The sequence below is a fragment of the Kitasatospora sp. HPM-01-4 genome, assembly GCF_051374625.1.
Taxonomy (GTDB): Bacteria; Actinomycetota; Actinomycetes; order Streptomycetales; family Streptomycetaceae; genus Kitasatospora.
In genome coordinates, this window is the sequence record NZ_JBPQGP010000005.1 from 7059865 (window position 1) to 7072162 (window position 12298).

The window sequence follows — 12298 nt, forward strand, 5'->3', positions numbered from 1 at the left end:
TGCCGGTCGGCGGCGCACCGCAGGTGGCCGGGTGGTCAGGCCGCCCGGGCGCTGTTCACCGCTTCGAGGGCGTCGACCAGCACGGCCAGCCCCTCCTCGGCCTCGTCCGTGCTGAGCGTGAGCGGCGGCGCCATCCGCAGGGTGTGGCCGTACAACCCGCCCTTGCCGATCAGCAGTCGGCGCTCCCTGGCCTCCTCCAGTGCGGCGGCGGCCAGCGCCGGGCTCGGCTGCCGGCTCGCCGGGTCGACCAGGTCGACCGCGAACATCAGCCCCTTGCCCCGGACCGTGCCGACGATCGGCAGCTTCTCGGTCGCCGCGCGCAGACCCGCGATCAGCCGGCTGCCGAGCCGGTGGGCGTTGGACTGGAGGTCGTGCTCCAGCAGGTAGTCCAGGGTGGCGTTGGCGGCCGCCGTTGCCAGCGGGTTCCCGCCGAAGGTGGAGATGCCGTTGGCCGGGAGGCCGTCCAGCAGGTCACCCCGTGCCACCACGCCGCCGATCGCCAGGCCGTTGCCCAGGCCCTTGGCGAAGGTCATGGCATCCGGTGTCACGCCGTGGGCCTCGATGCCCCAGAACGTCTCTCCGGTGCGGCCCCAGCCGGTCTGCACCTCGTCCGAGACCAGCAGGATCCCGTGCTCGTCCAGCACCTGCTTGAACTCCCGCAGCAGCCCGTCGGGTGCGGCGGTGAAGCCGCCGACGCCCTGGATCGGCTCGACCAGCAGGCAGGCGACGTCGGTGGCGGTGGCGGTGGCCAGGCAGGTGCGCAGGTCCTCGACGCAGAACCGCCGGTACTCGCTCTCGGACAGCTGCGGGAACCGCTCGCGGTCGGTGCCGTGGAGGTAGTGCACGTTCAGCGGGGAGAGCGAGGAGTTCTTCCAACTCCGGTTCCCGGTCACGGCCATGGCGCCGTACGAGCGGCCGTGGTAGCTGTTGCGCAGTGCGAGCACCTGGTCGGAGCGGCGGGCGTGGGTGGCCAGCAGCAGGGCGGTCTCGTTGGCCTCCGTGCCGGAGTTGGTGAAGAACACCTTGGCGTCCGGGATGCCGGAGAGCCGGGCGACCTTCTCCGCCAGCTCAACCTGGGAGCGGATCAGGTACAGCGTGGAGGTATGGACCACGCCCGTCCTGAGCCGGCGCTCCAGCGCCTCACGAACCTCGGGGACGTCGTACCCGAGCATGTTGGTGAGGATCCCGCCGAAGAAGTCGAGGTAGCTCACCCCGTCCGCGTCCTGGACGCGACACCCCTTGCCGCTCACGAGCTCCAGTGGGCTGTCGTAGTAGAGCGTCAGCCAAGCGGGCAGGACTGCGCGATGCCGATCCAACAGTTCCGACATGTCGGGTCTCGCTCTCCTCTCGGGCAGGCGAAGCGACCGATCGGTCAGGCCGTGCCGCGATGTTACCCGGATCACACCGTTCCGCGGCAGCCTTTCCGGCGGTTCAGTCGTCGGGGTGGCGCGGTACGACGAAGTCCCGCAGCAGGGCCGATCCCGCGGTCAACTTCCCCCACGGGATGTGGAGTTCGAGTACCGCGGCGGCGCAGGTGGGGAACTTCTCCCGGAGTCGGTCCAGGTGGTCGCCGACCGCCTCGCCGGTGAGCTCCAGGGCCAGCTCCTGGACGGCGGGCTGGTGCCCGACCAGCAGTACCGTCCGCGCGTCCACGGGTACTTCGCGGAGCACGTCGGTGATCTCCTCGGGCGGCGCGCCGTAGAGCCGCTCGTCGTACTCCACCGCGGGTGCGACCGCCCATCGCGCCGCGACCAGCTCCCAGGTCTCCCGGGTGCGCCGGGTCGGCGAGCAGAGCACCAGGTCGGGCAGTAGATCGAGGGCGCGCAGCCAGTCGCCCGCCCGGTCCGCGTCGCGACGGCCCCGCGGGGCCAGCGGGCGGTCGCGGTCCGGGACGTCCTCGGGGCGGGCGGACTTGGCGTGGCGCAGTACGACCAGCCGTCGCGGGGGGAGCTCGGTCATGCCCTCATGCTGTACCCGCCCCGTCCGATCGGCAGCCTGGTGACGGCTCGCCACGCAGTGTTTCTTGACCAGATGTTGACTGGAACAGGGTGTCAGCAGCCCGGCCATGGGGCCGATCCGACGGAGTCATTAAATCTTCACATTTCCCCCACTCTGCGCTTGTGCATCACCGGTGCCGGGATGACGATGGAGTCAGGGAACTTCGAAAGAAGGTCTGATCATGGCATTCCTCGGAAATTTCCGTTCCTTCGGCTTCCGTGAAGGCGGCTGGGGCGGTGGACGCGGCGGCTACGGCGGCTACGGACGCGGCGGCTACGGCGGCTACGGCGGCTACGGCTTCGGACGTGGCGGCTACGGCGGCTTCGGACGTGGCGGCTACGGCGGCTACGGCTTCGGACGCGGCGGCTACGGCGGCTTCGGACGCGGCGGCTACGGCGGCGGCGGACGCGGCGGCTACGGACGTTACTGAGCGTCTCCAACCCAGTTGTGAGAGCGGGCCGGGCATTCTTGCCCGGCCTTGCTGTTCGATCGGGGGGCCGGTCTCGGGGACGAGCGAGAAGGCTGTGAGATGACGAGGAAACGCCGCCTCCGGTCGGCCCTGCGACGGCTGCTCGTCGTCGAGGACTCGGACGCCCTGGTAGCCGCCGCACCGCCGGTTCCGCTCCGGGAGATCTTCCGGCGTTTCTGGCCGTACACCAGGGGCGGCCGCCGCTGGCTGCCGGTGCTGCTGGTCCTGGTCGTACTCGGCCCGGTGGTCGAGGCGGCGGAGATCTGGCTGCTGAAGATCGTGATCGACGACATGCTGATCCCGCACCGGCTGAGTCTGTTCCTGCCGATCGCCCTCGCGTACGTCGCGCTGACCCTGCTCGCCGGGGCGCTGGACTTCGCCGACGGGGTGACCTCCACCTGGGTCAGCGAGCGCTTCCTGCTCGGCCTGCGGTCGGACGTGTTCCGGCACATCCAGGGCCTGTCGCTGGGCTTCTTCGAACGCCGCCGGCTCGGCGACGTGCTGTCCCGGGTGACCGAGGACGTCGACGCGGTCGAGACCTTCCTGCTCTCCGGGATCGTCAACACGCTCAGCCAGCTGGCCAGGCTCGGCATCTACGTCGGCGTGCTGCTGGTGCTGCGCTGGGACCTGACGCTGATCGCACTGGTCGCCGCACCGCTGTTCTTCCTCATCGCCCGCGGCTTCGCCGGGCTGATCCAGGGGGCCTCGCGCGAGCGCCTCAGGCGGAGCGGCTCGATCAGCGCGGTCACCGAGGAGGCGCTCGGCAACATCGCGCTCGTCCAGGCCTACAACCGCCAGGACTGGGAGCACGCCAGGTTCCAGCGGGAGAGCGTCGGCCGGTACCGCGCGACGATGGCCTCGACCCGGATCGGGGCGCTCTACGGGCCGGCGGTCGACATCGTGGAACTGCTCGGCGGCATGGTGGTGATGGGTCTCGGAGCCTGGGAACTCGTGCACGGCGGGCTCACGCTCGGCGGGCTGCTGGTCTTCCTCGCCCTGCTCAGCCGGCTCTACGGCCCGATCCAGGGCATGTCCGGGATCGGCACCGTCTTCTTCGCCGCCTCCGCCGCCGCCGAGCGGATCATCGAACTGCTCGACCAGCGCCCACAGGTGACCGAACCCGCCACTCCCCGGGCGATCGGCCGCGCCCGGGGCGGGATCGAGTTCGACGGCGTCACCTTCCGCTACCCCGATACGGCGGGAGCCGCACTGTCGGACGTGTCCTTCAAGGTGGCACCGGGGGAGACCCTGGCCCTGGTCGGCGTCAGCGGCGCGGGCAAGTCCACCGTCGCCAAGCTGCTGCTGCGCTTCTACGACCCGGACCGCGGGGCGGTCCGGCTCGACGGCGTGGACCTGCGCGAGCTGTCCCTCCTCGACCTGCGCGAGAACGTCGCGGTGGTGCTCCAGGAGACCCTGGTCTTCCACGGCACCGTCCGGGAGAACATCGCCTACGGGCGCCCGGAGGCGACCGAGGCCGAGATCCTGGCGGCCGCCCGGGCGGCGGACGCCCACGAGTTCATCACCGGGCTCCCGGACGGCTACGACACGGTGGTCGGCCAGCGCGGCCGGCTGCTCTCCGGAGGCCAGCGCCAGCGGCTGGCCATCGCCCGCGCGATGATCCGGGACGCGCCCGTCCTCGTCCTGGACGAGCCCACCACCGGCCTGGACGCCGAGTCGGCCCGGCGGATCATCGGCCCGCTGCGCCTGCTGATGGCCGGTCGCACGACCATCATCATCTCGCACAACCTGCTCACCGTCCGTGACGCCGATGAGATCGTGCTGCTCGACCACGGACGGCTCGCCGCCCACGGCACCCACGACGAGCTCCTCGAGCGCAGTCCCGCCTACGCCGCGCTCCACCGGCTCCACCACCCACCGGGCGAGTCCGAGTCGGTGCCGATCGTCCCCTGAGCCCCTGAGCCCCGTCCGTCCGGAGCTTCCGCCCGGCGGTCCGGCCGCGGCCCTGGAGGGCCGCCGCGCCGGTCAGCGCAGCGTCGGCACCGCGCCGCACTCCACCAGCTCGACCGTCACGGCCGGCAGCCCCCGGGCCCACCCTTCGGCGATCCCGGCGAGCCGGGCCGTGTCCGGGGGTGTACGGCCGAGGCCGATCGCGAAGCAGCTCACCGCCGGGGCGGGCTCGAACGGGCGCGGCCAGGCGTGCGCGTCCGGTACCCCGGCGTCCTCCAGGGCGGAGAGCAGGGCGCGCATCCGGCCGCGGACCCGGTCCAGGGTCTCCTCCGGCGCTTCGGTCCGGGCCGGCCGTACGGTCACCACCGCCCAGGCCGCGTGCCGGCGGTGCAGGGGCGGTGGCGAGAGCAGCTCGGGCCAAGGGGAGGAACGGGCCGCAGCCGCGGCCTCCAGAACCTCCCAGGCGCGGTACAGCTCCTGGGACAGCAGCTCCGCGCCGCCCCCGCCGACCTGCCCGGTGCAGCTGCGCACCGGTGGGCTCGGCGTCAGGACCGTCACCGCCCCCGGCCACGGAGCGTCGGCGGCGGTGAGCGCGACCGGGTCCCGCCAGTCCCAGACCGCCCAGCGGGCGAAGAAGTGCCGGAGCAGGCCGTCGGCGTCGAGGTCACCGGCCTCCCGCACCGTCCGGGCCGCCAGGAGGGACCAGGCCAGGCCCGGCAGGCCGCCGAACGGGGCCGAGTCGAGGCCGCGCGCGCGAGCCCAGGCCCTGACCTGCCGGGCCAGTCGGGCGAAGGCGGGGTGGCGGCCGCCGACCGCCGCCCGTACCGCGTCCGCGTCGCTGACCGCGCTCAGCGCGATCGAGGCCGCCTCGCCCAGCTCGGCGCGGCGGTCCACCGCCTCGGCGGGGGCGAGCGCACCGGTGGCGACCACTGCCAGACAGACGTCCAGCCCGTCGGCGCACAGCCGCAGGCCCGGCACCCCGGCGCCGGTCGCCCGCCGCACCCGGGCCGCGTCCGGCAGCGCCGCGCCGACCCGCGCCCGCACCTCGGCCATGTCGACCGAGCCCGGCAGTGCCGCCACCAGGTCCAGGCCGGCCCCGGCCAGGGCGCAGCCCGTCCGCCGCGAACCGGCGACCCGGACGACCCCTTCGCCCAGCGCCTCGGAGATCCGCCGCACGATGCCGTCGGCCGTGGAGGCGTCACCGCCTCCGGCCGGCTCACCCGGGTCCGCCCAGGCCTGCCGGGCGCCGTCCGCGGCCGGCTCGGCCGCCCCACCCGGACCGGTTTCGGGAAGCCAGTGGACCTCGCCCGTGCCGAGCGCGACCGTGGCCCGGGGCCGCATCGGCTCGTCACCCCGGCGGGAGAGCAGCACCACTTCCCCGACCAGCGCCGACCGGGAGCCCAGCCGTGCGTCGCACTCGGCGGCCAGCCGCCGGGGGTCGCGGCTCCGGCCCAGCGAGAGGTGCGGGGTGAAGCCCCTGGCACGGCCATGGCAGCTCGGGAACCGCTCCACCAGCGCCCGGTACAGCTCAGCCCACGGCGCCGCGCCGGCCGCGGCCGGATCGAACCAGACGGTCGAGTACTCCCGGTGCCGGAAGCTGCGCACCCCGTGCAGCCGGGCGGTGAACGCCGGTGTCCGCGCCGCCGCGGAGGCCAGCAGCGGGGCGGCCCGCTCGAACTCGTACTCCGGTACGAAGCCGAACAGCACGTTGACATGCGGCGGCCACCGGCGGATCTGCGGGTCGTGCTCCCAGCGGATGTCCTGGATCGCCGGCCAGAGCTCCCCGGGTGGAAGCCATGCCACGGCCGTGCGCGGCGTCGGTGCGACGTCGAGGACGTCGGCGACCCCGGCCCCGCCGAAACCCGGCTCCGCTTCCACACCGCAATGGTCCGACTCCTCCACCCCCTCCGCACCCGTCCGGGCAGGCCAGCGACCAGCACAGCAGCCGGGTATGACGGCCCGGACCAGCGGTCTTGGCCGGTCCACGGGGTGAAGCCCCCTACCCGTAGTACTTCAGGACTACCCGGCAGGTCCGCTCCGCGGCGGGACGCCGGTCACAGGGGGTGATCCATACCTTCGGTGCCGGAAGTGCGACAGAGCTCCGGTACGGAAGGACCACCCGACATGGCGTCACGCCCGCTCAGCCGTCTGCGGCGCACCCTGCTCGCCGCCCTGGTGACCGCCTCGGTGGCGCTGCCGGTGTCGGGTGCGGCCGGCCCCGCGGCGGTACCGGCCCCGGCCCCGGCCGCCCTCGCGCCGCTGCGGTCCGTGAGCCCCGCGGCGCTCGCCGAGCGGTACGCGGCCACCCGCGCGGACATCCGGGCGGCCGAGCGGACGGCCGCCGGGCACGGCGACCGGGAGCGCGCCGCCGAGCTGCACGGGATGGCCGACCCGGCGCGCCGTTTCCTCTCCTTCGACGGCCGCGACGGCGGGCGCGCCGCCGAGGTCTTCGGCGACCTGTCCGACGCCGACCGGATCGCCGTACTGGTCCCGGGCTCGGACACCGATCTCGACCGGTACGGACGCTTCCGGGACGGCGCGCTGGCGCTCCGTCAGCAGCTGGGCGGCCGCTCCGCCGTCATCGCCTGGCTCGGGTACCGGACTCCGAGCCTGCTGAGCCCCGACGTGCTGACCACCGGCCTCGGGGCGGACGCCGCCCCCGAACTGCGCCGCTTCACGGCCGAGTTGAGCTCGGCCGCGCCCGCCGCCCGGATCTCCGTGCTCTGCCACTCCTACGGTTCGGTGGTCTGCGCCAGGGCCGCGTCCGGGCTGGACGTCGCGGACCTCGTCCTGTTCGGCAGCCCCGGTACCGGCTACCGCGACGCCGCCGCGCTGCACACCCGGGCCGCCGTCTGGGCGGGCCGGGGCACCGGCGACTGGGTCGGCGACGTGCCCCACGTCCGGCTCCGGCTCCCCTTCGCCACCGTCGGTCTGGGGACCGACCCGATCTCGTCGCAGTTCGGCGCCAGGGTCTTCCCGGCGGGCGACGGCGGCCACAGCGACTACCTCAAGCCCGGTTCCGTGTCCCTGCGGAACATCGCCCGGATCGTCTCCGGTCTCACCCCTGCCCAGGAGGGCGGCCATGCGTGACCTCGTACGGCGGATCGACTCCGCCACCCCACCGGACCGCGACCGTGCCGTCGACGCGCTGCGCGCCCTCGCCATCCTCGGTGTGGTGCTCGGCCACTGGCTGGTGACCGCCCTGGTCGCCGACAGCGGTGCCCTGTACGGCGCCAGCCCGCTCCGGTTCATGCCCCAACTGACGCCCGTGTCCTGGGTGTTCCAGACCCTGGCGGTGTTCTTCCTGGTCGGCGGCCAGGTGGGAGCGCAGAGCTACGCCTCGGCCCGCGACCGGGGCACCTCGTACCGGCGGTGGCTCGGCGCCCGGCTGGCGCGGCTGTTCCGGCCGGTCGCCGTCCTGCTGACGGTGTGGAGCGTGGCGACGGTCGCGATGCTCGGCTCCGGGGTCGGCCAGGACACCGTGCACACGCTGGCCAAGCTGGCGGTGTCCCCGCTCTGGTTCCTGCTGGTCTTCACGGCGCTGACGGCCGCGACCCCGCTGGTCGCAGGGCTGCACCCGCTCTGGCCGCTGGCCGTCGTGCTGCTGGTGGACCTGGCCCGGTTCCATCTGGGTGCGCCCGCCGGGCTCGGCTACGTCAACGAGCTGGCCGGCTGGCTGGTCCCGTACTGCCTGGGCGCGGCCTGGGCCCGGGGCGCGCTGCGCGGCCGTACCACCGGCTGGGCGCTGCTGCTCGGCGGCGCGGGCGCCACCGCCGCACTCGTGCTGTGGGCGGGCTATCCGGCCTCCATGGTCGGGGTGCCCGGTGCCCCCGTCTCCAACCTGGGACCGCTCACCCTCGCGGCCGTCACCTTCGGTCTCGCCCAGTGCGGCGCGGCCCTGCTGCTGCTCGGCCCGCTGCGGCGGGTGCTGCGGCGCCCCGCGGTCTGGGCGGCGGTGGCACTGGTGAACCTGTTCGCGATGACGGTCTTCCTGTGGCACCAGACCGCGATGATGGCGGTCACCGCGATCGGCCTGTTCACCGGAGGGTCGCTGCCCGGTCTGCACACCGTCCCCGACGGCGCCGGCTGGGTGCTCGCCCGGCTGCTCTGGCTGCCGGTGTTCGCGCTGGCGCTGATGGTGTGCTGGGCCGCGTTCCGCTCGTACGAGCAGCGGAGGCCCGCGCGGAGCGCCACCCGGGTGGTGCGCGAGGAGCGCCCGCTGCTGACGCCGGCGGTGCGGCGTGCCTAAAGTGGATCTTGTGAAGCGGGGGGACATGATGGAGCGGCTGGTCGGCGCCCTGCGGGAGCTGCCGCGGCTGCTGCGTGACGATCTGTGGACGGCGGCGTTCGAACCGGTGCCGCGCAGAAGGCGGTTGGGCGGGCACTGGTTTCCGGCGATCGTGGTGCTGGTGGTGTTCGCCGCGGTCTTCCTGGGCGTCGCTGACGCGAACATCCTGACCACCCAGTACTTCCTGGGCCGAAGCGCCGGCCCGGTGCTCGCGTTGATCCAGGCGACGGCGCTGCTGCTCGCGCTGTTCCGCCCACTGCTGGCCTGGTGGGTGTCGACGACCGTGGCGGCTCTGGCCGCACTCCTCGCCCGGCCCGTACCGCCTGATCTGTTCGTCTTCTGGGCCAGCCGCAACCCTGACCCCGTCAACGGGCCCGGGCTCACCCTGGAGGCCGGGGTGCTGTTCCTGGCAGCGCTGGCGCTCAAGCCCCGAGCCGCGGTCGAGGCGCTGGCGGTCAGCGTGGTGGTGGGCCTGGCCTGCAACGGCGTCGTGCGCTTCGGCGGCGTCGACATCGTGGCCCTCACCATCGCCGTCCTGGTCGGTGCCTCGCTGCGCGGCCGTCAGGTGGCCCGTAGCAAGCTGGTCGAGCAAGAGGTGATCACCGCCGAGGAGCGGGCCAGGCGCACCCTGCTGGAGGAGCGCAACCGGATCGCCCGCGAGCTGCACGACGTGGTCGCCCACCACATGTCGGTGATCTCCATTCAGGCCCAGGTCGCCCCGCACCTGGTCGAGAACCCCTCCGAGGAGCTCAGGGAGAACCTGGCCGGCATCCGCCAGAACGCCGTCGAGGCGCTGGCCGAACTGCGCCGGGTGCTGGGCGTGCTGCGCTCGGAGGACGCCCAGGCGGAGGGCGTGCGCTACTCCCCGCAGCCCACCCTGGGCCGGCTGGACGAACTGATCGGCAATGTCCGGGGCACCGGGCTGACGGTCACCACCGGGACGACCGGCGAGATCCGTCCGCTGTCGCCGGGCGTCGAACTGTCGGCCTTCCGCATCGTGCAGGAGGCGCTCAGCAACGCGATGCGGCACGCGCCCGGAGCGGCGGTCCGGGTCGAACTCGGCTACCAGCCGGACGGCTTGACCATACAGGTGGTCAACACCGCTCCCGAGCAGCCCGCCCCGCCCTCGCAGGGGGCCGGCCACGGGCTGTTGGGGATGCGCGAGCGAACTGCCATGCTGGGCGGCGAACTGGCCGCCGGACCCACCCCGGACGGCGGCTGGGAAGTGACCGCGAACCTGCCCGCAGGCGCCCCGAAGCCGTCCGCCGAACCCCGCTGAGGACACCCATGACGACCATCCGCGTGCTGATCGCCGACGACCAGATGATGGTCCGTCAGGGCTTCACGGTGCTGCTCAACGCCGAACCGGACATCGAGGTGGTCGGGCAGGCGGTGGACGGCCTCGACGCCGTCGCCAAGGTCGCCGAACTCGCCCCCGACGTCGTCCTGATGGACATCCGGATGCCCGAGCTCGACGGCATCGAGGCCACCCGTCGGATCACCGGGCCCGCCGGCGCCGCCGTCCGAGTGCTGGTGCTGACCACCTTCGACCTCGACGAGTACGTCTACGAGGCGCTTCGCGCGGGCGCCTCCGGCTTCCTGCTCAAGGATGCCTCGGCCGCCGAACTCGCCCAGGCGGTAAGGGTGGTGGCGGCCGGCGACGCCCTGCTCGCGCCGAGCATAACCAGGCGCCTGATCGCCGAGTTCTCGCGGACCACCAGCGTCCCCCGCGCCCCGCTCAAGGACCGCGTCGGCGACCTGACGGAACGCGAGACCGAGGTGCTGTCCCTCATCGCGCAGGGCCTGTCCAACGCCGAGATCGCCGAGCGCCTGGTGGTCGCGGAGCAGACCGTGAAGACCCATGTCAGCCGGATCCTGGTCAAGCTGGGCCTGCGCGACCGCACCCAGGCCGCGGTCTTCGCCTACGAGACGGGGCTGGTGCGCCCGGCGGGGTACTGAACCGTCCAGAGATGGCCTCCCGCTACTCACGGTACGCGGTGAGTTCGTTCCTGTAGGCGCGCCTGCGACAGTCTCGGATCACGGTGCGTTACTAATTCGTACCGAAGTGATCAGCCTGGGTGTTCAGTTCGGACCCGGCCTGATCGCAGCCATGCGGATCATCTCAGGAATCGGAGAGCAGTCGATGACCGTTGAGACGCGCCCGGGGCAGGCAGCGAAGACTGGGGGACAGGTGCAGGCGGAGGAGCAGCACAGCCTCAGCACCGCGGCGGCACGGAACCTTGCGACGACCACCAAGTCCGAACCGCAGATGCAGGGGATCAGCTCCCGGTGGCTGCTGCGGAAGTTGCCGTGGGTCAACATCCCCGGCGGCACCTACCGGGTGAACCGGCGGCTGTCGTTCACGGTCGGCGACGGGAAGGTGACCTTCGACAAGAACGGCTCCAAGGTCCGCGTGATCCCTGCGGAGTTGGAGGAACTGCCGCTGCTGCGAGGCTTCAACGAGCCCGTGGCCCTGGGTGCGCTGGCCGACAAGTTCGTCCAGAAGGAATACGACCCCGGTCAGATCATCGTGGAGCAGGGGCGGAAGGCCGACCACGTGTTCCTGATCGCGCACGGCAGGGTGGAGAAGATCACTCCGGCGAAGTACGAGGGCGAGGCCGTCGTGGGCCGGCTGTCGGACGGCGACAGCTTCGGCGGCAACGTGCTGGCGGACGCGGACGGCAAGTGGGAGTTCACGGCCCGCGCGGTGACCGCGACCACGGTCCTGGCGCTGCCGTACAACGCGTACAAGACGGTCGCCGGCCAGTACGAGGCACTGCGGTCCCACGTCGAGCAGCTCGGCGCCAGTGCGCAGCGGCCGACGAACAGGGCGGGAGAGGCCGTTATCGAGTTCCTCTCCGGCCACGAGGGCGAGCCGACCCTGCCGGGCACGTTCGTGGACTACGAAGTCAACCCGCGCGAGTACGAGTTGAGCGTGGCGCAGACCGTGCTGAGGGTGCACACCCGGGTGGCCGACCTCTACAACCACCCGATGAACCAGACCCAGCAGCAGTTGCGGCTCACCATCGAGGCGCTGCGCGAGCGCCAGGAGAAGGAACTGGTCAACAACCCCGACTTCGGGCTGCTCAACAACACCGACTTCGACCAGCGCATCCCGACCCACTCCGGCCCGCCCACCCCGGACGACTTCGACGACCTGCTGAGCATGCGCCGCGGCACCAGGTACATCTTCGCCCACCCGCGCGCCATCGCCGCCTTCGGCAAGGAGTGCAACAAGCGCGGCATCTACCTCGGCAGCGTCGACGTCGACGGCCACCACATCCCCGCCTGGCGGGGAGTGCCGATCCTGCCGTGCGGCAAGATCCCGATCTCGGAGTACCAGACCTCGTCGATCATCGCCATGCGCACCGGCGAGGACAACGAGGGAGTCATCGGCCTCTACCAGACCGGACTGCCGGACGAGATCGAACCCGGCCTCAACGTCCGGTTCATGGGAATCGACGAGAAGGCCATCATCTCCTACCTCGTCAGCACCTACTACTCCACCGCCGTCCTCGTCCCGGACGCCATCGGCATCCTCGAGAACGTCGAGGTGAGACCGCGTGACTGAAGCGCGTACTTCGGGGCCATGGCGGCCAAGGACCTCGTCCCGATCGACGCCGTCGACCCTCCCA

9 protein-coding genes and 1 pseudogene are annotated in these 12298 nt (G+C 72.6%); 7 read left to right on the plus strand and 3 right to left on the minus strand.

The window, feature by feature from the left end:
* Positions 1 to 35 precede the first annotated feature (35 nt).
* Both ACSMTC_RS30915 and ACSMTC_RS30920 read right to left on the minus strand, forming a co-directional pair.
* A complete protein-coding gene (locus tag ACSMTC_RS30915) occupies positions 36 to 1328 on the minus strand; it encodes an aspartate aminotransferase family protein (RefSeq protein WP_436563029.1) in 1293 nt (430 codons plus the stop codon).
* Between the two features lie 103 nt (positions 1329 to 1431).
* Positions 1432 to 1959, minus strand: coding sequence for a SixA phosphatase family protein (locus ACSMTC_RS30920; protein WP_436563030.1), 528 nt, complete (start codon positions 1957 to 1959; stop codon positions 1432 to 1434).
* A 220-nt stretch (positions 1960 to 2179) separates the two neighbouring features.
* Between ACSMTC_RS30920 and ACSMTC_RS30925 the strand changes: the two genes are divergently transcribed.
* The gene (locus ACSMTC_RS30925; RefSeq protein WP_436563031.1) at positions 2180 to 2428 is read left to right on the plus strand and encodes a hypothetical protein; all 249 of its coding nucleotides are present in this window, start codon (positions 2180 to 2182) and stop codon (positions 2426 to 2428) included.
* Between the two features lie 99 nt (positions 2429 to 2527).
* Complete coding sequence (locus tag ACSMTC_RS30930; protein WP_436563032.1) at positions 2528 to 4378, plus strand: ABC transporter ATP-binding protein; 1851 nt, start codon at positions 2528 to 2530, stop codon at positions 4376 to 4378.
* A 72-nt stretch (positions 4379 to 4450) separates the two neighbouring features.
* Here ACSMTC_RS30930 and ACSMTC_RS30935 read toward each other — a convergent pair.
* Positions 4451 to 6283, minus strand: a pseudogene (locus ACSMTC_RS30935) (poly(A) polymerase); the annotation flags it as partial.
* 216 nt (positions 6284 to 6499) lie between these two features.
* On the opposite strand from ACSMTC_RS30935, the gene ACSMTC_RS30940 reads away from it, so the two are divergent.
* From ACSMTC_RS30940 to ACSMTC_RS30960, 5 genes are all read left to right on the plus strand, one after another.
* The gene (locus ACSMTC_RS30940; RefSeq protein WP_436563033.1) at positions 6500 to 7465 is read left to right on the plus strand and encodes an alpha/beta hydrolase; all 966 of its coding nucleotides are present in this window, start codon (positions 6500 to 6502) and stop codon (positions 7463 to 7465) included.
* Positions 7458 to 8624, plus strand: a complete 1167-nt coding sequence (locus tag ACSMTC_RS30945) for an acyltransferase family protein (protein WP_436563034.1) — start codon at positions 7458 to 7460, stop codon at positions 8622 to 8624. Before ACSMTC_RS30940 ends, ACSMTC_RS30945 begins: the two co-directional genes overlap by 8 nt.
* 25 nt (positions 8625 to 8649) lie before the next feature.
* The gene (locus ACSMTC_RS30950) at positions 8650 to 9942 is read left to right on the plus strand and encodes a sensor histidine kinase (RefSeq protein WP_436564858.1); all 1293 of its coding nucleotides are present in this window, start codon (positions 8650 to 8652) and stop codon (positions 9940 to 9942) included.
* 8 nt (positions 9943 to 9950) lie between these two features.
* Positions 9951 to 10622, plus strand: coding sequence for a response regulator (locus ACSMTC_RS30955; RefSeq protein WP_436563035.1), 672 nt, complete (start codon positions 9951 to 9953; stop codon positions 10620 to 10622).
* A gap of 184 nt (positions 10623 to 10806) precedes the next feature.
* Positions 10807 to 12234, plus strand: a complete 1428-nt coding sequence (locus ACSMTC_RS30960) for a family 2B encapsulin nanocompartment shell protein (RefSeq protein WP_436563036.1) — start codon at positions 10807 to 10809, stop codon at positions 12232 to 12234.
* Positions 12235 to 12298: the final 64 nt, after the last annotated feature.

Bases quoted from the DNA above. Each gene is read 5' to 3' on its own strand.
- ACSMTC_RS30960 (WP_436563036.1), top strand. From the start codon at position 10,807: ATGACCGTTGAGACGCGCCCGGGGCAGGCAGCGAAGACTGGGGGACAG.
- ACSMTC_RS30950 (WP_436564858.1), top strand. From the start codon at position 8,650: ATGATGGAGCGGCTGGTCGGCGCCCTGCGGGAGCTGCCGCGGCTGCTG.
- ACSMTC_RS30920 (WP_436563030.1), bottom strand. From the start codon at position 1,959: ATGACCGAGCTCCCCCCGCGACGGCTGGTCGTACTGCGCCACGCCAAG.
- ACSMTC_RS30930 (WP_436563032.1), top strand. From the start codon at position 2,528: ATGACGAGGAAACGCCGCCTCCGGTCGGCCCTGCGACGGCTGCTCGTC.
- ACSMTC_RS30925 (WP_436563031.1), top strand. From the start codon at position 2,180: ATGGCATTCCTCGGAAATTTCCGTTCCTTCGGCTTCCGTGAAGGCGGC.
- ACSMTC_RS30940 (WP_436563033.1), top strand. From the start codon at position 6,500: ATGGCGTCACGCCCGCTCAGCCGTCTGCGGCGCACCCTGCTCGCCGCC.
- ACSMTC_RS30955 (WP_436563035.1), top strand. From the start codon at position 9,951: ATGACGACCATCCGCGTGCTGATCGCCGACGACCAGATGATGGTCCGT.
- ACSMTC_RS30915 (WP_436563029.1), bottom strand. From the start codon at position 1,328: ATGTCGGAACTGTTGGATCGGCATCGCGCAGTCCTGCCCGCTTGGCTG.
- ACSMTC_RS30945 (WP_436563034.1), top strand. From the start codon at position 7,458: ATGCGTGACCTCGTACGGCGGATCGACTCCGCCACCCCACCGGACCGC.